22 protein-coding genes are annotated in these 26653 nt (G+C 43.5%); 13 read left to right on the top strand and 9 right to left on the bottom strand.

The annotated features are described in order from the left end of the window. Position 1: 1 nt before the first annotated feature. Both D1814_RS10490 and D1814_RS10485 read right to left on the bottom strand, forming a co-directional pair. Positions 2-685 carry a type 1 glutamine amidotransferase domain-containing protein gene (locus tag D1814_RS10490; RefSeq protein ID WP_118492018.1) on the bottom strand — a complete coding sequence of 228 codons (684 nt, stop codon included), beginning with the start codon at positions 683-685 and terminating at the stop codon, positions 2-4. A 193-nt stretch (positions 686-878) separates the two neighbouring features. Continuing rightward, a complete protein-coding gene (locus D1814_RS10485; protein WP_118492016.1) occupies positions 879-4052 on the bottom strand; it encodes a TonB-dependent receptor in 3174 nt (1057 codons plus the stop codon). A gap of 385 nt (positions 4053-4437) precedes the next feature. Between D1814_RS10485 and D1814_RS10480 the strand changes: the two genes are divergently transcribed. The 5 genes from D1814_RS10480 to D1814_RS10460 all read left to right on the top strand — a co-directional run bounded on the left by D1814_RS10480 (position 4438) and on the right by D1814_RS10460 (position 9329). After that, positions 4438-5331: a PhnD/SsuA/transferrin family substrate-binding protein gene (locus D1814_RS10480; protein ID WP_118492014.1), complete on the top strand. Its 894-nt coding sequence runs from the start codon at positions 4438-4440 to the stop codon at positions 5329-5331. Further along, on the top strand, positions 5331-6284 hold the full coding sequence (locus D1814_RS10475) for a hypothetical protein (protein WP_118492012.1): 954 nt from the start codon (positions 5331-5333) through the stop codon (positions 6282-6284). Before D1814_RS10480 ends, D1814_RS10475 begins: the two co-directional genes overlap by 1 nt. A gap of 188 nt (positions 6285-6472) precedes the next feature. Further along, the gene (udk, locus tag D1814_RS10470) at positions 6473-7096 is read left to right on the top strand and encodes a uridine kinase (RefSeq protein WP_014950808.1); all 624 of its coding nucleotides are present in this window, start codon (positions 6473-6475) and stop codon (positions 7094-7096) included. A gap of 12 nt (positions 7097-7108) precedes the next feature. Beyond that, complete coding sequence (locus D1814_RS10465; RefSeq protein ID WP_118492010.1) at positions 7109-8320, top strand: NupC/NupG family nucleoside CNT transporter; 1212 nt, start codon at positions 7109-7111, stop codon at positions 8318-8320. A gap of 169 nt (positions 8321-8489) precedes the next feature. After that, a complete protein-coding gene (locus tag D1814_RS10460; protein ID WP_118492008.1) occupies positions 8490-9329 on the top strand; it encodes an isopenicillin N synthase family dioxygenase in 840 nt (279 codons plus the stop codon). Between the two features lie 55 nt (positions 9330-9384). On the opposite strand, the gene D1814_RS10455 is transcribed toward D1814_RS10460, so the two are convergent. After that, entirely contained in the window at positions 9385-10542 is a 1158-nt protein-coding gene (locus D1814_RS10455; protein ID WP_118492006.1) for a tetratricopeptide repeat protein, read from the bottom strand. A gap of 365 nt (positions 10543-10907) precedes the next feature. Here D1814_RS10455 and D1814_RS10450 point away from each other — a divergent pair, with 365 nt between their 5' ends. From D1814_RS10450 to D1814_RS10440, 3 genes are all read left to right on the top strand, one after another. Further along, on the top strand, positions 10908-11414 hold the full coding sequence (locus D1814_RS10450) for a fasciclin domain-containing protein (protein ID WP_118492004.1): 507 nt from the start codon (positions 10908-10910) through the stop codon (positions 11412-11414). 228 nt (positions 11415-11642) lie between these two features. After that, positions 11643-12062, top strand: coding sequence for an MAPEG family protein (locus D1814_RS10445; protein WP_118492002.1), 420 nt, complete (start codon positions 11643-11645; stop codon positions 12060-12062). A 211-nt stretch (positions 12063-12273) separates the two neighbouring features. Beyond that, entirely contained in the window at positions 12274-13257 is a 984-nt protein-coding gene (locus D1814_RS10440) for a GGDEF domain-containing response regulator (protein ID WP_118492000.1), read from the top strand. On the opposite strand, the gene D1814_RS10435 is transcribed toward D1814_RS10440, so the two are convergent. The 4 genes from D1814_RS10435 to D1814_RS10420 form a co-directional block, all read right to left on the bottom strand. Next, the gene (locus tag D1814_RS10435; RefSeq protein WP_118491997.1) at positions 13254-13940 is read right to left on the bottom strand and encodes a 3'-5' exonuclease; all 687 of its coding nucleotides are present in this window, start codon (positions 13938-13940) and stop codon (positions 13254-13256) included. The two genes, D1814_RS10440 and D1814_RS10435, sit on opposite strands and share 4 nt — an antisense overlap. 5 nt (positions 13941-13945) lie before the next feature. Continuing rightward, on the bottom strand, positions 13946-15775 hold the full coding sequence (locus D1814_RS10430; protein ID WP_118491995.1) for a putative nucleotidyltransferase substrate binding domain-containing protein: 1830 nt from the start codon (positions 15773-15775) through the stop codon (positions 13946-13948). A 98-nt stretch (positions 15776-15873) separates the two neighbouring features. Further along, the gene (locus D1814_RS10425; RefSeq protein WP_118491993.1) at positions 15874-17580 is read right to left on the bottom strand and encodes a sodium:solute symporter family protein; all 1707 of its coding nucleotides are present in this window, start codon (positions 17578-17580) and stop codon (positions 15874-15876) included. A gap of 3 nt (positions 17581-17583) precedes the next feature. Continuing rightward, positions 17584-17850, bottom strand: coding sequence for a DUF4212 domain-containing protein (locus D1814_RS10420; protein WP_118491991.1), 267 nt, complete (start codon positions 17848-17850; stop codon positions 17584-17586). A gap of 257 nt (positions 17851-18107) precedes the next feature. Between D1814_RS10420 and D1814_RS10415 the strand changes: the two genes are divergently transcribed. Continuing rightward, on the top strand, positions 18108-21551 hold the full coding sequence (locus tag D1814_RS10415) for a PAS domain-containing hybrid sensor histidine kinase/response regulator (protein WP_118491989.1): 3444 nt from the start codon (positions 18108-18110) through the stop codon (positions 21549-21551). 53 nt (positions 21552-21604) lie between these two features. Here D1814_RS10415 and D1814_RS10410 read toward each other — a convergent pair whose 3' ends face one another. Continuing rightward, positions 21605-22228, bottom strand: a complete 624-nt coding sequence (locus tag D1814_RS10410; protein ID WP_118491987.1) for a mechanosensitive ion channel family protein — start codon at positions 22226-22228, stop codon at positions 21605-21607. A gap of 333 nt (positions 22229-22561) precedes the next feature. Between D1814_RS10410 and rimK the strand changes: the two genes are divergently transcribed. The 4 genes from rimK (at position 22562) to D1814_RS10390 (ending at position 26034) form a co-directional block, all read left to right on the top strand. Next, positions 22562-23467, top strand: a complete 906-nt coding sequence (rimK, locus tag D1814_RS10405; protein WP_118491985.1) for a 30S ribosomal protein S6--L-glutamate ligase — start codon at positions 22562-22564, stop codon at positions 23465-23467. Positions 23468-23509: 42 nt separating this feature from the next. Next, the gene (locus D1814_RS10400; RefSeq protein ID WP_118491983.1) at positions 23510-24541 is read left to right on the top strand and encodes a succinylglutamate desuccinylase/aspartoacylase family protein; all 1032 of its coding nucleotides are present in this window, start codon (positions 23510-23512) and stop codon (positions 24539-24541) included. Between the two features lie 15 nt (positions 24542-24556). Continuing rightward, positions 24557-24991, top strand: a complete 435-nt coding sequence (locus D1814_RS10395; RefSeq protein ID WP_118491981.1) for an ATP-dependent zinc protease family protein — start codon at positions 24557-24559, stop codon at positions 24989-24991. A gap of 71 nt (positions 24992-25062) precedes the next feature. After that, positions 25063-26034: an amino acid ABC transporter substrate-binding protein gene (locus tag D1814_RS10390; protein ID WP_118491979.1), complete on the top strand. Its 972-nt coding sequence runs from the start codon at positions 25063-25065 to the stop codon at positions 26032-26034. On the opposite strand, the gene D1814_RS10385 is transcribed toward D1814_RS10390, so the two are convergent. After that, positions 25994-26638: a response regulator transcription factor gene (locus D1814_RS10385; protein WP_118491977.1), complete on the bottom strand. Its 645-nt coding sequence runs from the start codon at positions 26636-26638 to the stop codon at positions 25994-25996. The two genes, D1814_RS10390 and D1814_RS10385, sit on opposite strands and share 41 nt — an antisense overlap. Between the last annotated feature and the right edge of the window lie 15 nt (positions 26639-26653).

The raw sequence follows: 26653 nt of genomic DNA, 5'->3' as shown, positions 1-26653 counted from the left end.
ATTAAGAAATTAGTTTAATTAGTGCATCTGCTGCCGGACGTGAAGACGGTGGGTTTTGGCCTGTTACCAATAAACCATCGGTACACACTTTTACGGCGAAATCATCCGCACTTTCGTATTTACCGCCCTTTTTAACTAGCTCATCTTCAACCAGATAAGGCACTACATCGGTAAGGTCCATTGCAGCCTCTTCACTGTTTGAGAACCCCGTTACTTGTTTGCCGTCAACTAAGTAATTACCATTTGGAGTTTTAACGTCCTTAAGCACGATTGGAGCGTGGCACACTGCACCAACAGGTTTATTCGCCGCAATGGTATCTTCAATTAATTTAATTGAATGGGCGTTGTCAGACAGGTCCCACAAGGGACCATGACCACCTGGATAAAATACGGCGTCGAACTCATCGGCTCGCACGTCTTCTAGCGGTATAGTCGATGCGATAGCACTGCGCGCTAGCTCATCTTTTGTATATCGTATCGCGTCGTCTGTCATCGCGTCATCGGCAAGGCTATTGGGGTCAATAGGCACCTGCCCGCCCATCGGCGATGCTAGTGTAATTGTATAGCCTTGGTCTTTAAATGCGTAATATGGCGCTGCGAACTCTTCTAACCACATGCCAGTTTTTTTACCCGTATCACCCATAATTTCGTGAGACGTCATTACCATTAGCATACGTTTTGTCATAAGCCCTCCTTGCGAGCATTTAAAAGTTTTCTCGTCAGTTAGTTCTTGTTTTGGAGGGGCTTAGATCAAAAGCGAACACGTCAATCGATTAGTAGCTTGTATGTGAGATAAATCGCAGGCATAAAAAAGTGCCACTTCCTGTTAAGGAAAGTGGCACCTAACACTACAGATTATAGTTAGCGTTTACTACTTCTTAGAAGCGGTAGTTAACACCTACGCGGATTTCCCAAAGAGAAGGACCGCGAGAAACACTTTGTTCAGGCGTTGAGAACGCACTGTACTCGTATTGACCAGCATCGTTGAAGCTAGCATCTAATACTTCATCACCTACAAATGAACCCTCGCGGAAAACACCCCATTGGTCATTGATAAGGTTGGTTACGTTTTCAATAATGAAGAATGCACTTGCAGAATGACCTTCATAGAAACCAGGAAGCTCTTGAGAAATACGCACGTCAGCTTTAAACCACCAATCAGCAGATTCACTGTTACGCTCTAGGATTTCACCGCGCTCAAAACCATTGTTGTCAACCCAACGATTAAACAGTCTTTCTGCTTCTTCTGCTGTCTGTAGTACGTCACCATCACTATTAGTCTGGTCGACAAATACTACATTCGCATCGTTTAGCTCCGGAATATAAATAAGCTGGCGAGCAAACGCACCATCCCATGGGAATGCTGAGTTATTGCTGTAAACGTACGAGAAAGGCTTACCTTCGTTAGCTGTTGCGAACAAGTTGAAACGCGTTGCATAACCGTCAAAGAACTCAGCAGTATAGCCTAGTGAGAAGTTAAAACGGTTGCCAACAGCGTAGTCAGATGTTGCTGCAGATGGACTATTAGGATCGATTGTTGCGAAGTTCGTGTAGTTAGAGTAAGCAACCGCGCTAGTCATCGGGTTAGCATCTTCAGCGTCAACATACGCGTATGATGCAGCCATGTCTAGGCCATTATCCCACTCTTTGCTTACGCCAACTGAAAGTACAAGTGAGCTACCGTCATCGCTTGAATCTACATTACCTAGAACGAAATCCGATGTTTCGTTACGGCCCGCGTCTACAAAGCCGTAAACTGGACGGCCGTCAAAGCGGTTCTCACCGTTGTAAACGATGTTCGCATCTCTAACAATTGCTGAATCTTGACGATCGGTATAGATCACGTCAGCGTTAATTAGATAATCGTTTTCAGTTACATAAGTGAAGCCTAACGCATATTTCCACTCTGATGGGATTTCAAAGTCAGGATCTGTTGCGTTAGTGTTACCGTCGCCGTCTGTAAGGCTAGTATTTGCTACTTCGTCAAACAACTCTTGCGGTACGTCAAAGATTGGACGACCTTCGCCAGTAAGCGCTAAATCAAATAACGAAGTTGTTCCACTTTCGAAGCCGTCGATTTGGAATTCACGGGTACCGATGTTAGTCACACCATCATTAGAGTACGCGTTTGAAATCCAAACGTTCGGGTTGCCGCCTGAGTACAGACCAATACCACCGCGAAGCTCAAGTGCGTCACTCATTGTATAAGTAAAACCAAAACGTGGTTGTAGAAGGTCAATACCGTCTACGTTTGCTGTGTTAGCAAAACCGTAACGCTCTGTGAAGTTTTCGTTTAAACGAGGAGTATCATCAGAACCATATGTATCGTAACGAAGACCCGCCATAATTTTAAGGTCATCCGTTAGGAAGAACTCGTCTTGAATGTAGAAAGTCGTTACGTCGAACGCAAATGATGCGCCGGCATCCGCTGGATTGTTAGTACCCGCTGAGTTATTGTAGTAAATACGGTCAACTAGGCCAGCTTCGAAGTTTTCGATACTAGTAAAGCGGTATTCACCTACAGTGTGCTGCATAAACAAGTTAAATACGTCAGTTTCTTCGTATTCAACACCAGCTGTAATTTCGTGTTCACCCCAGAAATAAGTACCAGCAAGCTTGAAGTTAAAAACTTCATAGTTAAGGTCGTTAGATTGACGTGAGTCATCTGGACCGATGTAAATGCGACCGCCACTATCTGTTTCAATTTGCGCTTCAGCGAAACCAGATGATGCATCAAGAGATTGCTGACGGTTATCTAGGTCAGTGTGACCAATACGAAGCTCTGTCGAGAAGTCGTCAGTCCAATTTGAATATAGTGAACCAACGATTGTTGTAAGCTCAGAACCACGCTCGTAAAAGTGATTGCTAAGAGATAGGTTAGTTGAACTACCATCAGACTGGCTTACACTGAAACCATCGTTCCAGTTATAAACTAATGAAGCGCGATGGTCAGCATTAATGTTCCAGTCAAGTTTAATGAGAATTTTTTCATCTTCAACTGGCTGTGAACCCGGCGTACCGCCAGCGTCATAACCGTATACACGCTGTGAAATTTCAGTTACGCGATCAATTTCATCTTGAGTTACACGATTGCCCAAGGCGTTGTAATCATAAAGCTGAACACCTTCAAGCTTTTCATACGCTGCAAAAAGGAAAAGGCTATCTTTAATTAAAGGAAGTCCAACATTGAAGCCGTAGCGTTTTTCAGTGTAGTTACCGTTGTCACGTTCTTCGCTATCAACTTCATCACCACGGTATGAATCAGACGTGAAATCGTAGAAAACACCACCGTGAACTTCATTAGTACCAGACTTTGTTACCGCATTGATATTACAGGCAGTAAAACCACCATACTCAACGTCGAAAGGTGCAAGTTCAACTGCTACCTGCTGAATAGCGTCGTAAGAGAAAGGCATACGTTCAGTCGGGAAGCCGTTACTGTTTAGACCGAAGTTGTCATTCATGCGAATACCATCTAGGGTCAAACTGTTGTTACGCGGGCTACCACCACCGCAGCTAATCGAGTCGTTTGAGCTTTCGTCAACGAAAACACGAGGGTCAACACGTACGATATCACCAATGCTACGGTTAATAGCAGGTGTATTTTCTAACGTTTCTAAGTTGAATACCGTTTGTGGGCCTGTGGCGCCAAACGCTGATGCAGTAAGTGCACTGCCGCTTACCGAAATAACCTCGATATCGCTTGCGTCTTCTAGTGTAAGGTTAACGCCAAATGGGTTACCTAGCTCTAAGAACACGCTGTCGATAGTGGTATCTTGGTACTCGTCTGAGTCGATAACGATTCTATAAGGACCGCCAACGCGAAGGCCGCGAAGGTTGAAAGCGCCATTTTCGCCTACTATCACTTCACGTGCAGAACCAGTAGGTTCGTGAATAACAGTAACAGATGTTCCCGCAGCAGGTGCACCTGTAGGGGTAAGGATGCGGCCTTCCATTGCAGATGACGTTTCTTGCGCCATAGCAGTGGTCGACAAACCGATTGACAGCGCAACCGCAGCCGCAATGCGACTGAATTTAGCTGATGAGCTCATGTGTGTGTTTCCCTTTTTGTTTAAAATTCTTTTTTTACACGGTCTAGTGTAGTGCAAAAATAGCACATCTTTCCCGCGCTTAAACCTGAACATGACAAATTGTCGTAAACATTCGTGTCAGTTTTATTACAGTTTTACATTTTTGTTTAATAGCAATCGCCCGAGGCTACTGAGTTTTCAAGTTATTTCTTGACCATATGGTCAAGTTAATTTATTTATTATTATTTTTGATTACTCATTTCGATTAGCTGACTCTATTCTTGACAGATATACATCTAATAAACAGAGTTTAACAAAAATCAGGTTTACCTATAAAAATAACATAAAAATTAAACACATAGACTTTTAAAATAAATTTACCTATTGCAATAAATAACCTTAACTGATGAAATTACACTATAAATCGTTAATTCATTTGGTCGTTTTTTTGACGAATTTCAGAATTGTAACCTCCGGAAAATGGATAGTTTTTGTTATTGCCTCGATTATTTGCGGCACGGTAAACTATATCCGACATTCGGTCTCATACGCTGATATAGCTCCTCAAACTGGACAAAATATGAGCTGCAAGACAGATCTTGCAGGGAATTCTGATGTTTTCTCTGTTTATGTGACGGACGGTAGAATTGCGGAGATGGCAAAAGAAAAGCTATGTAATGACCAAACTATCAAACGCCAATACGGTGAAGTTAAGATAACTATTGGTCAAAGTGATTACGACACTTTTCGTTATATAAATCATGGCGTTGTTGATTTAGCATTAGTGAAAAGCAATGTAGTTGATGCATTTGGAGCGGATCAGATTTATGGCTTAACTAAAATTGCGTCGCATCCTAATTATTCGGCATTTTTCATTGCCTTAAGAGAGAGACCAGACCTTTCAAAAGAATACCTTTTAGGAAAACGCATCGGCCTTTTAGATTATCCTAGCAGTCGCTCGGGACATATTGTTCCGAAGACTGTAATGCAAAACTTAGGTCTAAGTGACAATAATGTTGATATTGTTTATTTCAGCTCTCATCAAGAGTTGAGACGCGCTTTGCTCGCCGGTGATGTAGACATTATATCTTCTTACTGGGCTGAAGAAGATAAGGAAAGGTTTTCGCGAAATTACGCCACACCATTATTAGAGAGCGTAAGCGGGATGCAGTGGTTTTTGAAAATGCAAACGCAAAATACTGACCTATTTTGTGCTATGCAATCGGTTGTACATGATATAGCAATGTCACATCCCAGACCTTATTACAAAACTATAACATTAGAAAAGGGGTGTAACTAATGAGTAATAAAAAGGTTCTCTTTAAGTCCCCTCCTCTGGTTGCTCTGCATGCTCTAACATTAATATTAGCGTTACAATGCGTAGCGTTAACCGCACAATATTTTTCCTATCAGTCTTCTATCCATCGAGCGCTTGATAACGTTCAAAGACGAATTAGTTTGGATAGCGCCTTTCTAGACGTTGGAAATAAAACACTTAACACGCCGGTTAACCAACTCGCTATTTACCGATACATGCAAAGGTTAAACAGCACACTAAAACAAAAAGACTTCCCTATTCTTGTGAAAAGTATTCAAGGTGTAGAAACGAATTCAGAAGATTTCACCCAATACACCAGTGAAATATCTTCGCGCTTCATAAATGCTGAGCAAGACATTATTGTGAAACTGCGAAGTCGGACACCGTTAAGTGTCTTAACTTTTAGTTGGACCGCTTTATTCGCGTCCTTGGTTATTGCTCCTCTGTTTGTTATTTCGACTAAAACGAGAAAGGCTCGTAGAGAGTTTGAAGAAGTAACTCCCCCAACTCCCAGGCTTATTATTAATTTAAAAGACAAAACCATTTCTAACGGTATAGACGATAAAGTAGTTACGCTTCAAAACAAGCCATTATGCTTTTACACTGCTTTAGTCAGATATTGTATCGATTTTCCAGATAACCCACTTCCCCCGCACAAGGATGTACCTTCTGAATTGCTTATATTGGCAAATAAAAGTTTTGGGCGTCTTATTGAGTTAGGTCATACGAAAAGAAAGCGACCCGACTTCAACGCAAACCTAGACAAGACGTTAAGTGAAATAAGAGCCGCCCTTGATGAGTTATTCTTGTCTTACAATGAAGAAAAAGAGAAGTATTACCCACCTCGAGCTCAGGGAGAGGGTTCACGTTCAAAGCAACACTCTTATGCATTACCACCGATAAAAGAAGAGGATATCGAAATTATTGGTAACTAATTAAAAACTGACCAGTTGGAGAACTTTTTTGTATCCTATATGAGTTTAAAAAACCGCCCGCAATACCTTGAAAATACAATAAAGTTCTAGCAAAGACCGCGCCCAAAAGTGAGAACTTGTGAATATAACATTGATTCGCGAGGCCTAAACGCGTATCTTTGCACCAACAAAACCAGCTTTATAGTACTATGCAATCGCCACTAATTATTGCCATTTCTGGGGCTTCTGGCTCTGGGAAGTCTCTTTTTACAAAAAATTTGTTTAACGGCTTCAGTGCTCAAGGCCGCCCTGTTCAAGTGCTGCGCGAAGATCACTACTACCGCGCACAAGATCACCTTCCCATGGAACAGCGTGAGAAGAACAACTACGATCATCCAAACGCATTTGAACACGAGCTATTGAAAGCACACTTGCAAGCATTGCGTGATGGTCAACCTATTGACTATCCGCATTATTGCTATAAAACGCACACACGTTTACCTGAAACTGAGCGCTTGAACCCCGCACCGGTAATTATACTTGAAGGTATTATGTTGCTTGCGCGTACCGATTTACTTCCCCTGTACGATGTAAAAATCTTTATCGATACCCCTCTTGATATTTGTTTGATGCGCCGAATGATGCGCGACCTGAAAGAACGTGGTCGTAGTATTGAGTCGGTGGCAAAACAGTACGAAGAAACTGTTAAGCCTATGTATCATCAATTTATCGAACCTAGCCGCTTCACTGCCGACGTAGTAGTGACGCAAGGTGGCAAAAACCAAATTGCATTAGATGTGATCAAATCACACATTCAGCAAGCGCTTCTTTAAGGGAACATTACTATGGTAAGTTTACTGGGCATTGCAGTCCTTCTGGGTATTGCCTTCGCATTATCATCGGCGAAACGCAATATAAATTGGCGCACCGTCGGTGGCGCATTTGCTATTCAAGCATCAGTTGGCGCGTTTGTCCTGTATTCTGAACCAGGTAAAGAAGTATTGTTAAGTGCAACTAAGTTCGTTGCTAACATTATTGCTTATAGCCAAGAAGGTATTAACTTCCTGTTTGGCCCTATTGGCGACAAATCGATTGCATTCATTTTTGCTTTTAACGTACTTCCTGTTATTGTCTTTTTCTCAGCCCTTATCGCAGTGCTCTATCACCTTAAAGTGATGGGAGTTATCATTAAGGTTATCGGTGGCTTCTTACAAAAGGCGCTGGGTACCAGTCGCCCTGAATCTATGTCTTCAGCCGCTAACATCTTTGTTGGTCAAACAGAAGCGCCTCTAGTAGTTCGCCCTTTCATTCCACACATGACGCGCTCTGAGTTGTTTGCCATTATGGTAGGCGGCCTGGCATCAATAGCAGGCTCTGTGATGGCTGGGTATGCAGGCATGGGCGTTGATCTTAAATACTTGTTAGCAGCAAGCTTTATGGCTGCGCCAGGTGGATTGTTGATGGCAAAAATCATCTTGCCGGAAACCACTAAACCAAATGAAGATTTACATGACGTAGATGCGGAAGATACCGGCTACGCCAATGTTTTTGATGCTGCAGCCAGTGGCGCAGCATCAGGCATGCAGCTTGCGTTAAATGTAGGCGCCATGCTACTCGCTTTCATAGCGTTGATTGCTATGTTCAACGGCCTTATTGGCTGGACGGCAGCGCTATTTGGCTATGAAAACGTTACGTTTGAAGGGATCCTGGGTTATGTACTTCAACCTCTCGCATGGGCAATCGGCGTACCATGGGAGGAAGCACAACTTGCAGGTAGCTTCATTGGTCAGAAGATGGTGGTCAACGAGTTTGTTGCCTATCTTAACTTCTTAGAAAACCAATCACAGCTATCTGAAGCATCTCAGGCCATTATCACCTTTGCACTTTGTGGTTTTGCAAACTTCTCTTCTATCGCTATTTTGATGGGTGGAATTGGTGCTATGGCACCAACACGCAGAAAAGAAATTGCGCGACTGGGGTTAAAAGCTGTTATTGCTGCAACGTTATCTAACTTGATGAGTGCCGCGCTAGCGGGCTTTTACCTCTCTCTTGGTTAAATTTCATTAATTTAGACCAGTTGGTCAAGATTTTACTAGACTAACTGGTCAGGTTTCTGTAAATTACGCGCAAATTCCTCGCGGGGTTGATATATGTCAATTTCTGCGACTTTTTTCTGTAGCCCGTCTACCTTTATAATGCCGCAGTCAAAATATACGGGATAAAGTTATGCAATTAGTTGCTGTTGATTACCAAGCGGAAAACGCACAAGAAGAATTCGTGAAGTCACTTCGCGAGACAGGGTTCGGTGTATTAAAAAATCACCCTATCCAACAGTCATTAGTTCAAGGTATTTACGACAATTGGCAGGGCTTCTTCGACAGTGAAGAGAAGAACGATTACCTGTACAACAAAGGTAAACAAGACGGATTTTTCCCTCAGAGTGTTTCTGAGGTAGCCAAGGGCTTTACGAAAAAAGATATTAAAGAGTATTACCACTTCTATCCGTGGGGGCAGTGCCCAGAAGCGCTACATCCACAAATTTCTCAGTATTATGGGGAAGCAAACACATTAGCGAAAGAGCTATTGGGTTGGATAAAAAAGCATTCTCCTTCAGAGGTGAGCGATAAGTACAGTCAACCGCTAGGTGACATGATCAAAGATTCTGATCAGACCTTGCTACGTATACTGCACTATCCACCACTAAAAGGTGATGAAGAAGTAGACGCGATCCGCGCTGCTGCTCACGAAGATATTAACTTGATTACTATCTTACCAGCAGCCAACGAGCCAGGATTGCAAGTACAAGCTAAAGACGGTAGTTGGATTGATGTTCCTTGTGATTTCGGGAACTTGATTGTGAATATTGGCGATATGCTTCAAGAAGCATCAGGCGGATATTTCCCATCAACTACGCATAGGGTTGTAAACCCAGATGGCGCTGACATGACGAAATCTCGTATTTCATTGCCACTATTCTTACACCCTAGACCAGATGTTGTTCTTTCAGAACGTCATACCGCAGGGTCATACCTGCAAGAGCGCCTTCGTGAGCTGGGCGTTATATAAATTAAGTTCCTTTTGTAGTGTTATTCTTTTGCCGCAGCTAGTCTGCGGCTTTTTTTTAGTTGCTTGCCAGGGTAGCTAATTTAGAAGAATAACGCTGTTTTTCTTGTTGGTTTGGAGAATGCTTCACGGCCCTTTCTAAGAAGCGTTGCGCTTCGCTAACATCCCCTAACTCGTGATACGCTTTGGCCATGCCGAATAAAATCTCGTGACGCGCGTTATCAAGCTTTAGTCCTTTTCTATAATGCACTATTGCAGCCATCATATCGCCGGCATCAAACGCTTGCTCTCCCAATATGTAGTGATAAAAAGGGTTATTCTTACGCTTTGCATCAACCATTTGCGTAATCTGCATTGCTTCTTCATTTCTATCTTGATGTGTATAAAGAATAGATAAGTTTTCCCATGCAGTGAGGTTTTCATCATCAAGAGAGAGCGCGTGCTTGTAAGTCATCTCAGCCTGCTCATAAGCGTCCACCATTCTGTATAAAACGCCTAAGTTAACCCAGCTTTGCTGTAATTCAGGAGTGAGTGTAGCAGCGGCACGAAAGTAGCTATAAGCCCTTGTGTAGCTATTTGCAACCAGTGCGTCTGCCCCTTTGTTGTTGTAGTACATAGACACAATTTTGTTTTTCGATACTGGCTTTCTTGGAAAGTAGTTGCGTAACATTTGCGGGTCGAAGTCTACGTCTGCCCATGAACCTCCAATCGATGTTACGTGATTGGATTCAGGTATTGAGACTCGCATATTAATATGCCCATTGAGCAGACTATATCCCTCTCTTCGTGTCCAATACTCTGGAATATCTACTTCATAAAAGGTTGCGGCTAAACCGACATGTTCGGCAAGCGCATAGGTCATAATTGATAGGGATAGACAGTTTGCTGCCCGATTGTTAAAGGTAGTGTCTGCTGTCGTGTTCGCACTGTTACGATAAAGCATGCCGTAATCAGAATGGTCAAAAATAGCTTTCACTAAACCTTTAACGTTTTTCTGCAAAATGCTTTTGTTATGTACCGCTTTTTCAGCAAAAAACTGAGCGTCTTCACCTAAGTAAAAAATTTCGTCGATGGTCTCTACGGGAAACAAATGGTATGACGGGAATAGGCTATCGTTTAATAAAGTAGGCGGGGAAGCTAAGTTTTGCTCGTCAGTAGACTGGCAAGCGCTCAGAAAACAACATAGTAGCCAAATCAAAACTAGTCGAGCATTCATATCAGGCACCTATTTTAGTTACTCGATAGTTTAAAACTATAGCAGATAAATATATTTTTTACATTTTATTTACAACTGACATGATAGTACTTCGTCGCAGGAAAACATTATGGCCTTGCGCTAACTCACTGATGTATCACTCCCCACCTCTTAATACTAAACGGCCCTTTATAGGCATTACACAAAGTTAATCATCAAATTATTAGACAACGCCGTAACAACTTTAGATTCAGTACCTTTTAGTGGCTATCATGAAAGCCTGTTGACTTTTCTTTTACATCAAAGCCCAGCAAGCTCTAGGTAGTAGGCAGTACGAAGGATGGTGAATTTCATTCAAAGCCCGTTTTTATATTAAAGGAAAGATTATGAAGAAATTAATGAGTGCGCTGTTTTTCGTTGTTTTGAGTACGAACGTTTTCGCTGGCCATCACGCTGAAGGTGAGCAAAAAGATATTGTCGATACTGCCGCGAGCAATGATATGTTTTCAACATTAGTTGCCGCTGTTAAGTCAGCCGACCTAGTGAGTACGTTAAAGGGAGAAGGTCCATTTACCGTATTTGCTCCAACTGATGATGCCTTTGCGGCTTTACCAGATGGAACGATTGAAATGCTGCTTAAGCCAGAAAACAAACAGACACTCACGAAAATTCTTACCTATCACGTGGTGGCGGGTAAAGTAACAGCAAAAGACGTATCGGCACTAACGAATGCCACTACGGTGGAAGGCAGTGAAGTAATGGTGTCTACCAGTATGAACAAAGTCATGATAAACGACGCGCAAGTGATAAAAGCTGATGTGATGACTAGCAACGGTGTCATTCATGTTATTGATACGGTATTACTTCCAAACGATGTGAAAGCATCTCTATAAGATGTTTTAGTAACAAGAAAAGTAAAGGTCGCCTTAAGTAGATCTTTGCTTTTCTTTATAAAACCCATCGATCTCTTCAAATAACTTCTCCGTAAGTAAAATCATATAAAACGCAATTTTCATTGTTCTAGTACTAGCAAGCGCACTAGTTGAACAAATAAATCAGTATCGATGTCATTAGAGCTTCAAATATTTGACGTTGCTTTTTGGACTAGAAAAGGAGTTCATATGTTTACGGTATACACATACAGTATTGCTGGTCTATTAGTCATCAGCTTTACGGTTTTCGTTCAAAATATTGTAGCCGCTGTTGCGCATAGAAAGCAGTCTCGCTACATTCCCGGTAAAGTCAGCGAAGAATTGAGCCATGATAGTTTTGTGTTCAGAAGCCACAGAACATTTCATAACTCGCTTGAGAATATTCACCAATTTACGCTGCCCGCCCTGCTTTGCATATTTCTTGGCGCCCCTACGGACATACTCGCTATTGTGATTTGGGTGTTCGCACTAAGTCGTATTCTTCATATGGCCCTATACTATGCCGTTGCCACTGAAAAGAACCCTAGTCCAAGAAGCTATTTTTATGTGGTAGGCGCTCTTTGCACACTTGGCGTTTATGGGCTTGCGTTTATTAATCTGTTTACCTAAAAGTTGACGATCGCACTTATACATTGATAAAACTGAATTGCAGCATTTTTTTCTAGAAAACGCTGTAGGAAATTAAAGGTTTCTAAGAGAAGGCAGATAACATTAAAGTTAAACCCAGCGCCTAAAATATTACACTTTTGATTAATGTTCTTTTCAAGATTCAGGCGTATTCTTACTATTCAAACACGAATATGTGTGTTTAGGAGCTCCCGTGTACATTGACCAAGTCGGCGATCGGACTTTAACTGATTGCAGCGTACTGATTGTCGACGATCAAGCTAGCAGTAGACTTATTTTAGAAACGCTACTCGACGAAACAGTGGCGTGTTTTTCTGTGAGCTCAGGAAGGGAAGCTATTGAGTACTGCAAGCATAACAAGCCAGACTTAATCCTTATGGATGTCTCTATGCCGGAAATGGATGGGCACGAAACCACAGCGCTGCTTAGACAAAAGCCATCCTGTGAACACATACCTATTATTTTCGTCACCTCTTCATCAACAGAAGAGGAAGAATCTCGATGTTGGGATTCTGGTTGTGTAGACTTTGTAGTAAAGCCAGTAAATGCTTGTACGCTACGCAATCGCGTAAAGTCGCATCTTCAACACAAGCTCAGAAGTGATTTCTTAGAAACACTCATCTATATTGACAAGTTAACCGGCGCCTACAACAGACACTATTTAGATGACTATCTCCCCCGACTAGTCAAAGACAGCGAACGCAATGCTACCCCATTGTCTTTAGTTATATTTGATGTTGATCATTTTAAGCTATTCAACGATATGTATGGGCATTTAGATGGTGATAGCTGCTTATGGAAGGTCAGTAAAACAATAAACGACGCTCTCCTTCGCCCTATGGACAAATTAGTTAGAATTGGTGGTGAAGAGTTCTTAGTGATTTTACCAAACACTGATGTGGAAGGGGCAGTAGCTGTTGCCGAACGCCTATTGCAAACCGTTTACAACCTCAATATTCTTCATAATTCGTCTGAGTACGGGCGTATAACATTGAGTGCTGGCTTAGCGATAAAAACCGCCAACGATGATAAAACGATTGATTATGTAATGCTGGAAGCGGATAAAAACTTGTATGCAGCTAAAACTTCCGGGCGGAACCGGTTAATATCTCCTCCACTTACGCCTACTAAAAAAGCAAAGATCCCTAGCCCATCACATACGATAAAAAGTTTCTAGTTCCCGCCTAGCTGGATGTACCCAACTGCTTTGGTGTGAAGCAAGCAATCCAGCGTAGCCTCTTTCTTTATACCTAGTTCCGTCAACTGGGCTAAAAAAAGCTGAAGTGTAGCTAACGCATCATCTAACGCGTTATGTTCATTGAAAGCCGGAAGGTCTAAGCGCTGGCGGCACACACTTAATGTAGCACTATTACTTGGCAAAACCTGATGCTGCTTGTTTAACTGATATAGCGCAAGCTGCAGGGTATCAATATAAATCACCTCTAGTTTTGGTACAGCGCACTGCTCAAAAGCGCTGTTTAACGCCATTAAGTCCAACCTAGCGTTATGAAAAACAAGTATGTTTTGTTGGAATAACGGCTTGAGTGCATGAAGTGCCCCCGCTAAATTTTCACCTTTTTGCAGAATATCAAAGGTTAACCCGTGGATTACAGGGCTTTGTCCTAGGTCTGCGTCTGTGTTGATCACATGATAACCGGCCGTCGACAAATCAATACGGCCGCCCGCGCCACTTACATAACCCAGGGAAGTAATTTGCGATGTTGCAGGGTTTAGCGACGTAAGTTCCAAATCCACTGCAGTAAACGATGTATTGTAAACATCGAGTTCACGAAGGCGCTGTTTCAGCTTTGCTTTACTCGTGAACGTCTGTGCGCACACCTTTAGCAATCTCTTGATCATATCAATTAACTTACGCCACCTGAAAACTTCATCACCATTACTTGATTCGTTCTTTCTATGGCTTTGAAGGCAGCTTTAAGCTGGTGCTTTTCAATGGATGACAGGCTTGATATGGACACGCGATTATCGGTAACTTTATTTTCCAGTTGATGACGCCATCGCAAGCGATTAAGGAATAGCCAAATATCGCTAAGATTCGCTGCATCGCGTTTTGACAGTTGAGAACGGGCAGATAACGCTTCTAAACGCGCGAGTGTGTTGGGCAAGGTTACGCCATCGGCGAGAGCATAAATTCTTGCGATGTTATTGATCAATGCAACAGCTCGGGTCTTTAAATCAATAACGTCTTTCTCTTTTCTCCCCTTTTCATAAACAAACTTCTGGAACATAGAAAGCGGCACCGATATTTCGTTACTATGTCTGGTAAGGGCTGCTAAAAACATGTTTTGTTGCATTAAAGGAGCACGTTGTTTTTGAAGCTGCTTAAATAAACTTACATCCCCCGCGGCACACCGTACATCCAGAAAGATATTAAAATGCATAATTGCATCTTTAGTGGGTGCTTTTACCCACTGTTTAGCTTCTTCGAGCGCCTCATCAAGGGATAACCTCAGCTTAGGGTTACTGGCCATAATATTGCCATCACAAAGCTTAATGCCGCACTTCGCCAACCCGTTGCATACGTACTGGGCCATATTCGAAAAGTATTCAGCTTGTACTTCGTTAGGTCGCTTTGCAAGAAGTAACCCGTTGTCTTGATCTGAGCCCATGGTTTGGTCTTCTCGGGCTTGTGAACCATACACCAACCACGCAAACATCATGGGGGCTTTACCGTTAGCTTGTTGGAAAAAGCCAATTAGCTTTCTGGTCATGATATCGGTTGCTTGTGACAATATTTTCCCAGCAATGTCGTAATCACCTGCTTTTTTTGCATGGGCCGAAAAGTAATGAGGCAGTTGCCACGACAAACGCGTAAGCTCATAAAGATTATCAGCTTTGCTCAACTCACCGATAATGAAAAGTACGTTTCCTCTCTGATGACGAATGATATCGCTAGCGGTTACCATGCCAAGGGGCACTAGCGTTTGATTATCAATAACAGGTAAGTGATGAATGTTTTTTTCCGTCATCAGTGCTAACGCATCAAATAAAGTCCTATTTCCCATAATTTGAGCTGGGCTAGCTGTCATTATTTGGCTCACTGGGAGATGAGTGTCTAACGAAGCTGCCACCACTCTCGACCTTAAATCGCGGTCAGTAATAATACCAATTAGCTTATCTTGGTCTGTTACTAACAAAGAGGAAACTTTTTGCGATGTCATTAACTGAGCTGCAGCCGTAATTGAGGTTTGGACATCGACGGAAACCGGTGCTTTTTCGATAACGTCTAAAAGCCCCTTGTAAAGCCACATTGAATTACTATCTGAAATGGCATGATTTTGCAGAGCGTTATTACTAAGGCCATCAAAAAAATGCCGTATTGTAGGTATCTCTAATAAAGGTTCTACAGCTGGTGCATCAAAACAATAGACCAGCCCCGGGCTGTCTACTGTTATGCTTAGTGGAAAATTTCGCTTTTCTAGTATGTTTGCGTAGCCAAAGTAATCCCCTTCACTTAAATGGCGCAAAGGCGCATCTGAGTCTTTTACAGAAAACTGCCCGGTTTGGATAAGGAAAAGTGACGCTTTACCCTTTTGCAGTTCCTCCACATTATCCGCAGTTAAATATACCAGTTCAGTATGTTTCACTAGCTTAAGCTTTTGCTCGCTATCTAGCGAATCAAAAGGCGCGGATGTATCGAGAAAGTCTTCAACTTGTTTAGCCATTGCAGTCATAGAGGTTGTCCAGTTCACAAAAAGAAAAAACCAACCTACTCACTTTCGCCAGTAGATTGGTTTTATTTTGCTAAAGCCTATCTTAAGGCAATACTAACTTAGTGCGCTGATGCTTCACCCGCCCCCTTAGGATAACGAATGCTCTCAACCAGCTCTTGAATTTCTTCAGGCGCTTCATCTGTTGCCTTGAACACCAAGAAAGCCACAATGAAGTTCACCATCATACCCAAAGTACCAATACCTTCAGGAGAAATACCAAACCACCAGTTTTCAGGCGTATTAGCAGCCGGATTTACGAACTTGAAGTAAATAATGTAAGCCGCAGTAAACGCAATGCCTGAAATCATTCCTGCAATAGCACCTTTGTCGTTCATACGCTTGCTAAAGATACCCATTATAATGGCTGGGAAGAAACTCGACGCCGCTAAGCCGAAAGCAAAGGCGACCACCTGCGCCACAAATCCGGGCGGATTGATACCAAAGTAACCTGCAATGACAATAGCTACCGCTGCTGCCAATCTGGCGTACATCAGCTCGGCTTTATCGGTAATATTCGGCATAAAGTTCCGCTTCAGTAAGTCGTGGGATACTGATGTTGAAATTACCAGCAGTAAGCCCGCCGAGGTAGAGAGAGCCGCAGCTACACCACCCGCTGCGACAAGCGCAATCACCCATGCTGGTAAGTTCGCAATTTCAGGGTTAGCCAATACCATGATGTCGCGGTCAACTTTCATTTCGTTGCGCTCATCACCCGAATAGAACATCTTGCCATCGCCATTTTTATCTTCAAACGCGATAAGGCCAGTCTGTTCCCAATTTTTAATCCACGACGGTGCTTCTGCATAGCTAGTGCCCGTCATTTCTGGACCGTTAATGGTTTCAATCATATTCACACGAGCGAATGCTGCTAACGAAGGTGCTGTAGTATAAAGAATGGCGATAAATGCTAAGGCATAACCTGCTGATTTACGCGCATCGTGAACTTTAGGCACAGTGAAGAAGCGAACAATTACGTGCGGAAGGCCCGCAGTACCCACCATCAACGCAAAAGTAATAAAGAATACATCAATGGTACTTTTTGTCCCTGAGGTATATTCATTGAACCCGAGTTCGACGGATAAGTTGTCGAGCTTTTGCAGCATATGCACCCCCGAACCGTCCGCGAGAGTAGCACCGAAGCCGGTTTGCGGCAGGATATGCCCTGTTACCATCATAGAGATAAACACAGCAGGCACTATGTAAGCGAATATCATTACACAATACTGCGCCACCTGTGTGTAGGTAATACCTTTCATGCCGCCAAGTACCGTGTAGAAGAACACAATGACCATGCCGATAACCACGCCAGACACAATATCCACCTCTAAGAAGCGGCTGAATACTACACCTACGCCACGCATTTGACCTGCAACGTATGTGAAGCAAACAAAGATGGCACAAAATACCGCAACAGTACGTGCAGTTTGAGAGTAGTAACGATCGCCAATGAAGTCAGGGACCGTAAACTTACCGAACTTACGTAGGTAAGGGGCTAAACAAAGAGCAAGTAGAACATAGCCGCCGGTCCAGCCCATAAGGTATACCGCACCGTCGTACCCCATAAATGAGATAAGACCCGCCATTGAAATAAACGATGCTGCCGACATCCAGTCTGCCGCTGTAGCCATACCGTTCATAACAGGCGGTACGCCGCCACCCGCTACATAAAAGTCATTCGTCGACCCAGCGCGGGCCCAAATTGCAATTGCGATATACAGCGCAAACGACGCGCCAACGATAATAAATGTTAAAGTTTGAACGTCCATGATTTACTCCTCATCTACGCCGTAGCGTTTGTCCATGGCGTTCATCTTCGCCATATAGACAAAGATCAATGCAACAAATACGTAAATTGAGCCCTGTTGTGCAAACCAGAAGCCTAATTTAAAGCCAAAGAACTGAATTTCATTTAAGATATCGACAAACAGTATGCCGGCACCAAATGATACGACGAACCAAACGACTAAAAGCTTAGCTAGGAGCGCTAGGTTTTCACTCCAGTAGGCTTTTTTGTCCTCTTCGTTTCTAAATGCCATTGTTTCACCCTCATGTCAGGTTAACTAGTTGTTATGATTTTACAATTCCCTAACGCTCGGCTTTGTTAACGTTATTGCTGCGTTTGAAACTTTTGTATACGACAGAAACAAAGCAGCAAAAGTCAAGCATCTAGGAGGTCGGCTATTACTCTAGACCTGAGGTTTGAAATTCAAAATGAGACCATGGTCGTAGGTAGACCATGGTCGAAATGATTATAATATCAGCACACTTGTTAAAACTACGTTAAAGGAAGATTATGGTTTTTGGTTGGGTAACGCTTGCAGTCTTGTACCTTTTTTTGCTGTTTTCATTAGCAAGTTGGGGAGAAAAGAACTCACCTACCGCAAGAGCGCTGACCTCCCACCCCGCCATTTATTCCTTAGCCCTGGCAATCTATTGTACCGCTTGGACCTTCTTTGGCATGGTGGGGCAAGCAAGCAGGGACACGTGGATTTATCTTCCGATTATGCTCGGGCCCATCTTAGTCTATGCACTGGGATACAAGTTTATTTATAAACTGACATTGGTCAGTAAAAAACAACATATCACAACTATTTCAGACTTTATTGCGTCACGCTATGGCAAACGTCAAACCGTCGCGTTAGTCGTTACGCTTATTGCTCTGCTCGCAACCATTCCCTATATTGCGCTTCAGTTAAAAGCGGTAGGCGCCACCTTTCAACTGTTAACTCAGCAACCTAACAGCAATGGAATTATCATTGCCGCCACGGGCTTTATTGCTGCCTTTGCAATTTATTTCGGTACGCGCCAAACTGACGTAACAGAATATAGACGTGGTCTGATGCTGGCCATAGCCTTTGAGTCCACCATTAAGCTACTTGCTTTAGTGCTGGTTGCTATTGTGGGCTACAGCGCGTGGAAGCGCACCCAATCTGGCGCATTTTTCGAAAGTTTTACTAACGAGATTGCACTTGCACAGTTCGGTTCTTTTAGCTTCATTGCACAAACTATAATGGCTGCGGCAGCCATTGTTTGCTTACCTCGTCAGTTTCACGTCGCTATCATCGATAACTTGAGCCTAGGGCACATTCGCACGGCGCGTTGGCTATTCCCGCTTTACTTAACCATCATTTCCGCGGTCATCCCTATTATTGCTATTGCGGGTAAAGCCATTTTTGCTAATCAAGGCATTGAACCTGACTCTTATGTTTTGTCTCTTGCGATGTTTTCTGAGTCAGCACTTCTTCAGGTCATTGTCTTTGTAGGAGGTTTATCTGCGGCTACTGCTATGATCATAGTCGCCACGCTGACCCTGAGTACTATGCTTACCAATGACGTGATATTGCCACGTATATTAGCGTTTACAGGCAACACCGATGACAAAAAGGACGTGTCTAGAAAAATCCGTCTAATTAGACGGATTGTTATTGCGTTTATTTTGTTGATGGCTTTTCTATACCATCAGCAAATGACCAGCAGTCGTTCTCTTCACTCTATTGGCCTTATTGCGTTTTCACTGGTTATTCAGCTGATGCCCGCCATTGTTGGCGGTCTTTATTGGAAACGCGCTCATGCCCACGGCGTTTATGCAGGGCTTATGGTCGGGCTTGTTATCTGGGTACTTTGGTTAGTGCTTCCTATTGTAAGTGAGCAAGTTTCTCAAATGGAGCAAAACGAACTTATCAGCCAGGGCGCTATGATTAGCTTGGCCGCAAACAGCCTAGTGTACATACTGTTTTCTCATTTTGCTCCCCAGCGCCTTATCGACAGAATACAGGCAGAAGCGTTCGTTTCTCCGGCCATTTCTAGTAACAACACGGTTAAAGCCCAAGCCACAAACGTCACTGTGTCTGACCTTATCACTCTGCTTTCTACCTTTATGGGCACAGGTCGTTGCGACCAGCTGCTTGCGCAATATCAAAAGCTAAATGACTGCCAGTTAAGCCATACGGACACACCTAATGAATCGTTTTTATCATTCTGTGAACGCGCCCTTGGCGGGGTTATTGGCGCCTCTAGTGCGAAAGTGCTTTTAGACAGTGCGCTGCGTGGTAAGAAAATGGATTTCACTGAGGTAATTAACTTTTTCGACGATACCACACAGGCGATGCAGTTTAATATGACGGCGCTATTAACCTCGCTTGAAAACATGGACCAGGGTATTAGCGTGGTAGATAAGCACTTGAATTTGGTGGCTTGGAATAAACGCTACGCTAACCTATACCCTTATCCTGACAACTTACTTGCTGTTGGTACTCCCATTGAAAAGCTCATTCGTTACAACGCGTCTCAAGGCGAGTTTGGTACTCACAATGTCGACGCTGAAGTAGAAAAGCGCTTGGCACATTTGCGCTCCGGCATGCCCCATCGATTTACTCGCCAACGTAAAGATGGTCGGGTCATTGAAATGGTGGGTAACCCACTACCTGGCGGCGGCTTTGTAACTAGCTTCAATGACATCACAGGGCATGTGGAAATTCAGCAAGCGCTTGAAGAATCGAACATTGATCTTGAAGCGCGTATCAAGAAGCGTACAGAAGAAGTGCACTCCATTAACGCTGAGCTTCGCTTAGAAATAGAACGCCGCTCCGAGGCAGAAAAAGAACTAATAAGGGCAAGAAAAGCTGCTGAAGATGCCAATGCCAGTAAAACCCGTTTCTTAGCCCTTGCCAGTCATGATGTACTTCAGCCGCTTAATGCAGCTAAGCTTTATGTAAGTGCATTAGAAGAGCAAGAGCTGTCTGAACAGGCCCAGACTATTATTCAGAAACTTGGCCACAGCGTCAGTTCAAGTGAAACACTCATAGGCACGTTGCTTGATATTGCAAGGTTAGATCAAGGGGAAATGAAACCCGATATTGAATCAATCGATGTACGCGTTCTACTCTCTCCGCTCGTTGATGAAATGGCTATGCGCGCCCGTGAAAAGGGGCTAGGTTTTAAAGCTATGATCCGCCCTTGTTGGGTACGAGGAGACAAAACCTATTTATATCGAATTACCCAAAACTTGTTATCAAATGCAGTGAAATACACCGAAAAAGGACGCGTTCTTTTCACTGTCAAACCTGTTAAAGGATCCGTTTACTTCAAGATTCTCGATACGGGTATTGGTATATCAAATGACAAAAAAGACAGTATATTTGGCGACTTCTTTCGGGCCAACGAAAGTAAAGAGCATGGGTTAGGTCTAGGTTTAGGTGTGGTACGTCGCTTAAGTCTACAGTTAAACAGTGATATTAGTGTTAACTCGAAGGTCGGCAAAGGGAGCTGCTTTGCGTTTTCCCTTGTTAAAGCCGAACCTAAACGGGTTTCTAATATTACTGCCAAGCCGCGTAGCACTACATTTACTGGAATGAATGTGCTTTGCGTGGACGACCAAAGAGAAAACTTAGATGCTATGCAAACCCTTTTACAAAAATGGGGAGTGAACGTTTTCTTAGCGAATAACTGGGATGACGCTCTGAAGGTTTGTGAAGTTATTCAGCCTCAAATTTTACTAATGGATTACCAGCTTAGCTTTGAGAGTGAAAAAAATGGGCTTGCGCTCATAGAAGAAATACGACACCGACTAAATATTGTAGTGCCAGCTGCGCTTATAACTGCAACACCCGATGAGAACCTAGTAACTCAGTGTAAGGCTCAAGGTGTCAACTTTTTAGCGAAGCCCTTAAAACCTGCAAAACTTCGCGCGCTACTTCAAAGTATGACGCGCTATATTAGGGAAGCCAAGAACGTTTAATGAGTGGGTGTGTAGCTTTACGAACATTTTTGCACTGTTTGGGTAAAAAGCGCCTAAAGTAACTCTTCGTGTGGTTTAGCGTCTTCCAACTTAACCACCGGCGTTTCTACGCTAGACTTAGCCACAATTTTACCCATTGCGCCCCACTTTTCCTTAGGGTTAAGCAAAACTGGACGAGTTAAAATCAAGTTGTTCGGGTACATCATAGTTTCGCGGTCTGCAGTAAGCAAACGCGTACTAAACGGTCCAATATCTGCTATAACGCCTTCTATGTAGTTATCCCCATCGAGAATACGTACATGATTGCCGCGCCGATAAGCCACATTGGTTAACAAAATAAAGTATGCTGTGATATTGCTAATAAGTGACCAGCTTGCAAAAAGCGCTACTCCAGTCACCGTGATAATTGACGTTGAAAGAACCAAAAGCCCTGAGAAGTCGATACCCCAAGCAAGTAATAGTAAGGCAAGCGATACTGTAGCGACAATAACACGCGCCGCGAAAAGTCCTTTTAAAGCACTATTAGATTTAAGCTTCGACTTTTCAATATTGGTTTCTAGTTTTGGCAGCAACTTCCGCGACATAGCCAAATAAAACAGTAAAACCAAACCACTGAACACGACGTTTGACTGGTACTGAGTTAACCATGCCAAAAAACCATGCCACCACTCATTCATTTACTCTTTCCTTACTGTTTTTGTCACGCATACTGGCCCCTTTAACTGTTTTTCCTTTTAAAAAAGCCAAGGCGCTCTAATGCTAACGTGATTAACAGACAAGTTCATGCATTAATAGCAATCGACACAACAAGAATTATTCGTAAGACACCCCCTACCACTTCAATTAGTATGCGCGCAAAAATGACTTGTCTAATTTTAATACCAGTCCGCATAGAAATTAACCTATTGAGTGGGCGATTATCTATGCAGATTGGTATACTCGCGTTCTAACGTAGTAATTAACAAGTCGATTCACCGAGAAAATATTCACAAACTACAGGCTTTTTTATAATGCGCATTGCTATTCTTTCAAGAAATCCACGCCTTTACTCCACTTCACGCTTAGTGGAAGCTGGGCAGGCTCGCGGGCACGAGGTCGACGTTATCGACACTATGCACTGCTACATGGATATTACGAGTGCGCGTCCCTCTGTCCGCTACAACGGTGAGAAACTTCCTTATTACGACGCCGTAATTCCACGTATTGGTGCGTCTGTGAGTTTTTACGGTACGTCCGTAGTTAGGCAGTTTGAAATGATGGGCACTTATAGCCTCAATGAGTCAGTGGCTATTAGCCGTTCTCGAGATAAACTACGCTCTCTACAGCTTTTATCCCGCAAAGGCATTGGCATGCCTAGAACTGGCTTTGCTCATCACCCGGATAAGATTGACGATGTAATTAAAACCGTGGGCGGCGCACCAGTGGTGATTAAGCTACTCGAAGGTACCCAAGGTATAGGTGTAGTATTAGCTGACACCCAAAAAGCGGCAGAATCGATAATTGAAGCCTTTATGGGGCTTAACGCCAGTATATTAGTGCAGGAGTTTATCAAAGAAGCGGGCGGCGCGGATATTCGCTGCTTCGTGGTGGGTGGAAAAGTGGTTGCGGCCATGAAACGACAGGCAGCTCCTGGTGAGTTTCGTTCTAACCTACATCGCGGTGGTCAGGCGAGCTTGGTTCGCTTAAGCCCTGCCGAGCGCAAAACGGCGGTAGATGCGGCAAAAACTATGGGGCTTAACTGCTGTGGTGTAGACATTCTTCGCTCGAACAACGGCCCTGTAGTGATGGAAGTTAACTCTTCACCAGGCTTAGAAGGTATCGAAAAAGCGACCAACAAAGACGTTGCCAGCATGATTATTGAATTTATTGAAAAAAGCGCAGGCCCGCACAAAACAAAAACCCGTGGCAAAGGCTAACCCTTTTAACCTACGCAGTAACGTAAACATAGGAAAACGTTAGTGGTAAACGATGTTTTAAAAATTGGGGGTGAAAGCATTGCTCCTGGTGAAACTAAAAAGATAGAGCTAGAGATGCCGCCGCTTTACACAGCTACTAGCATGAGCATTCCGGTTTATGTAAAACGTGGAAAACGGCCAGGCCCTGTTATGTTTGTAAGCGCCGCTATACATGGTGACGAACTAAATGGTATTGAGATAGTCGGCCGTCTAATCCGCTCAAAAGCGATTGAACGAATTAGAGGCACTTTAATAGCGGTCCCCATGGTTAACGTCTACGGCGTATTAAACCAATCTCGATATTTACCCGACAGACGTGATTTGAACCGCAGCTTTCCCGGCAGTAAAAAAGGCTCCTTGGCCGGCCGCTTGGCGAACTTGTTTTTCAAAGAAGTCGTCAGTAAATGTGACGTGGGCATTGATCTTCATACGGGCGCTATTCACCGTAGTAACTTGCCACAGATTCGCGCGGACCTTGATGACCCTGAAGTGCTAGAAATGGCTAAAGCGTTTGGTGTGCCGGTATTATTAAATGCGGAATTACGGGACGGTTCGTTACGCGAAGCGGCCAGTGAAAATGGCGTTAAGATACTGCTTTATGAAGCAGGACAAGCACTGCGCTATGACGAATTTTCTATTCGCGCAGGTGTAAAAGGTATTATCAATACCATGCGCCATTTAGGCATGCTCAACAAAAGCCGCAGCAAAGGGCATAGCATTGAGCGTTTCATTGCCAGACAAAGTGGCTGGGTACGCGCCCCTGAAAGTGGATTTGTTAATCATCTAGCCCAACTAGGCGATCATGTTGAAAAAGGCGACAAACTGGCCACTATTGCAGACCCGTTTGGCAATTATTTGGACAGCCTTGAAAGCCCTGCTGAAGGGGTTGTCATTGGTAAACAAAATATTCCTCTGACGCAAGAGGGTGAAGCCGTTTACCACATTGCATACTTTTCAGAGCCTGATACTGTTGCCGAACACGTAGAACTATTACAAGACAATTTATTGCCACCAGAGCAAAGCCCTGTTTTATAAATTGGTAGAAAACGGATGAACAATAAAAAAATTGTTGGAGCAGTAGAACTGTGCGACTTGCCCAAACTTGCTATCTCCGACTTAACCGTACGTGTTGATACAGGGGCGGCAACGTCGTCACTGCATGTAGACAACATCGAAGAGTTTGATCACAACGATGAACTCTGGATAAAGTTTGATATCCACCCAGATATTCATAATGTTGAGCGTGTAGTTCGCAGGGAAGCACGAGTTGAAGGCAAAAAACGCGTAAAAAGCTCTACGGCTACACGTGAGAAACGCTATGTTATCATTACACCTATTGTTATGGACGGATTCCAGTGGGATATCCAGTTAACGCTTACAGACCGCTCTGAAATGACTTATTTAATGCTACTTGGCAGAGAGGCAATGAGTGGACAGTTTATTGTAGACCCCGAACACGACTTTTTACTTACAGGAAAAGACTAGCGGCTAAAAAAGAGGTTATACTTTAGGCTGTTTGTAGCAAGGCTCGCATCACGTAAATGAGTTAAAAAAATATGGATATCAAAGCTAAATCACTAAGCCGTATCATTCTGTTGATGAGTTTACTTACACACTTCGTTGTTCACGGGCAACAGCCGCCTTCTGATGAGGTAAGCGCAGACTTACCTCATACCGTTTTACGGTTACCCAACGTCCACCCAGGGAGGGATAGCGTTTACTCTTACGCGAAAACTCTGCTAACAGAAGCTTTGCGTATTACACAGTCGCAATACGGTACCTTTGAACTAATTGTGAGCGACCAAGAAACAGCCCAAGAACGCCAGTTACGAAGTCTCGAACACAATATGCTAGATGTTACGTGGAGCGTAACGTCAACGGAGCGCGAGCGTCAGTTTATCCCTATTCGCATTCCTATCATGGCTGGGCTATTTGGTAAGCGTGCCTTGTTTGTTAAAGAAGGCGATGTGCGACTAAAAGAGGTAAAAAACCTCGTAACTCTCCAGCAGTTTCGCGCGGTTTTAGGGTATGACTGGCCTGATACAAAGATTTTTCGGGCTAATGATATTCCTGTTTTGGAAACCACGTATCGCGCTTCATTTCGCATTGTTTCGGAAGGGTTCGCCGACATGTTTCCAAGAAGCGTGATGGAAATTAACGAAGAGTTTGCCGACAAAAACTTATCGAAAGGCTTAACTATCGATGACAACCTTATCATCTCATACCCAAGCCCTATCTTTTTCTTTGTTGGCAGTGATAATCAGGCATTAGCAGGTCGCATCGCTGAAGGCCTACTGATGCTGTTTGAAACCGGTAAATTTCAAGAATTACTGCTCGCTCATAAAAACTTCAAAGAAGGGATGACCCTAACTGAAGGACGCACGATTATTGAAATCGACAACCCGCTATTGAGTGAGCAAAGCCGCTTGGCGTTAGAGAAGTTTTTACCTGAATTTGCTATGTCTGAAGCCGTGCTTAAGTACGATGCTACTGAACCGGCGGCTCCAGCTCAAGCTGCGAAGCAATAAGTACCGCCTGGGTGCGGTTATTAATGCCCAACTTTTTAAAGATAGCGGTAACATGCGCTTTAACTGTGGCCTCTGCAATATCTAAATTAAAACCAATTTGTTTATTTAATAGCCCATCGCGCATGTAGCAAAGCACTTTATACTGGGAAGGCGTAAGCGACGCAACTTTGTCAGCAAGTTCAGAAAACGCTTCATCCACTTCATCAACATCTTCGCTTAAGTTTTCAGGCAGCCATACGTCGCCATCTAAAATAGCCTCAACTGCATTAGCAATATCTTGTGCACTGGCTGTTTTGGGAATAAAACCGAGTGCCCCAACACTAATGATCTTTGAAATAAGCGTGGTGTCTTCCGTACCAGAAACCACGGCAACAGGAAGTTCAGGGAAGAGTTTTCGGATGTGAAGCAAGCCAAACAAATCATTGCTGCCTGGCATATGCAAATCAAGAAGCAACAGGTCGATATCCTCATTATTGAGAATATCGACAGTGGTGTTTAGATCTCCGGCCTCTTTAAGGGTAAGAGCAGGAAGTGACAACGACAATGCGCCTCGTAGTGCATCGCGATACAGCGGATGATCATCAGCGATTAGAAGGGTTATCATTGTCTATTTCCTTAA

Source organism: Alteromonas sp. BL110 (assembly GCF_003443615.1).
Taxonomy (GTDB): Bacteria; Pseudomonadota; Gammaproteobacteria; order Enterobacterales; family Alteromonadaceae; genus Alteromonas.
Note: the sequence above shows the minus strand (reverse complement) of the source record. Positions and strands in the feature narration are given on the sequence as shown.

Bases quoted from the DNA above. Each gene is read 5' to 3' on its own strand.
- D1814_RS10490 (WP_118492018.1), bottom strand. From the start codon at position 685: ATGACAAAACGTATGCTAATGGTAATGACGTCTCACGAAATTATGGGT.
- D1814_RS10485 (WP_118492016.1), bottom strand. From the start codon at position 4,052: ATGAGCTCATCAGCTAAATTCAGTCGCATTGCGGCTGCGGTTGCGCTG.
- D1814_RS10480 (WP_118492014.1), top strand. From the start codon at position 4,438: ATGAAATTACACTATAAATCGTTAATTCATTTGGTCGTTTTTTTGACG.
- D1814_RS10475 (WP_118492012.1), top strand. From the start codon at position 5,331: ATGAGTAATAAAAAGGTTCTCTTTAAGTCCCCTCCTCTGGTTGCTCTG.
- udk (WP_014950808.1), top strand. From the start codon at position 6,473: ATGCAATCGCCACTAATTATTGCCATTTCTGGGGCTTCTGGCTCTGGG.
- D1814_RS10465 (WP_118492010.1), top strand. From the start codon at position 7,109: ATGGTAAGTTTACTGGGCATTGCAGTCCTTCTGGGTATTGCCTTCGCA.
- D1814_RS10460 (WP_118492008.1), top strand. From the start codon at position 8,490: ATGCAATTAGTTGCTGTTGATTACCAAGCGGAAAACGCACAAGAAGAA.
- D1814_RS10455 (WP_118492006.1), bottom strand. From the start codon at position 10,542: ATGAATGCTCGACTAGTTTTGATTTGGCTACTATGTTGTTTTCTGAGC.
- D1814_RS10450 (WP_118492004.1), top strand. From the start codon at position 10,908: ATGAAGAAATTAATGAGTGCGCTGTTTTTCGTTGTTTTGAGTACGAAC.
- D1814_RS10445 (WP_118492002.1), top strand. From the start codon at position 11,643: ATGTTTACGGTATACACATACAGTATTGCTGGTCTATTAGTCATCAGC.
- D1814_RS10435 (WP_118491997.1), bottom strand. From the start codon at position 13,940: ATGATCAAGAGATTGCTAAAGGTGTGCGCACAGACGTTCACGAGTAAA.
- D1814_RS10430 (WP_118491995.1), bottom strand. From the start codon at position 15,775: ATGACTGCAATGGCTAAACAAGTTGAAGACTTTCTCGATACATCCGCG.
- D1814_RS10425 (WP_118491993.1), bottom strand. From the start codon at position 17,580: ATGGACGTTCAAACTTTAACATTTATTATCGTTGGCGCGTCGTTTGCG.
- D1814_RS10420 (WP_118491991.1), bottom strand. From the start codon at position 17,850: ATGGCATTTAGAAACGAAGAGGACAAAAAAGCCTACTGGAGTGAAAAC.
- D1814_RS10415 (WP_118491989.1), top strand. From the start codon at position 18,108: ATGGTTTTTGGTTGGGTAACGCTTGCAGTCTTGTACCTTTTTTTGCTG.
- D1814_RS10410 (WP_118491987.1), bottom strand. From the start codon at position 22,228: ATGAATGAGTGGTGGCATGGTTTTTTGGCATGGTTAACTCAGTACCAG.
- rimK (WP_118491985.1), top strand. From the start codon at position 22,562: ATGCGCATTGCTATTCTTTCAAGAAATCCACGCCTTTACTCCACTTCA.
- D1814_RS10395 (WP_118491981.1), top strand. From the start codon at position 24,557: ATGAACAATAAAAAAATTGTTGGAGCAGTAGAACTGTGCGACTTGCCC.
- D1814_RS10390 (WP_118491979.1), top strand. From the start codon at position 25,063: ATGGATATCAAAGCTAAATCACTAAGCCGTATCATTCTGTTGATGAGT.
- D1814_RS10385 (WP_118491977.1), bottom strand. From the start codon at position 26,638: ATGATAACCCTTCTAATCGCTGATGATCATCCGCTGTATCGCGATGCA.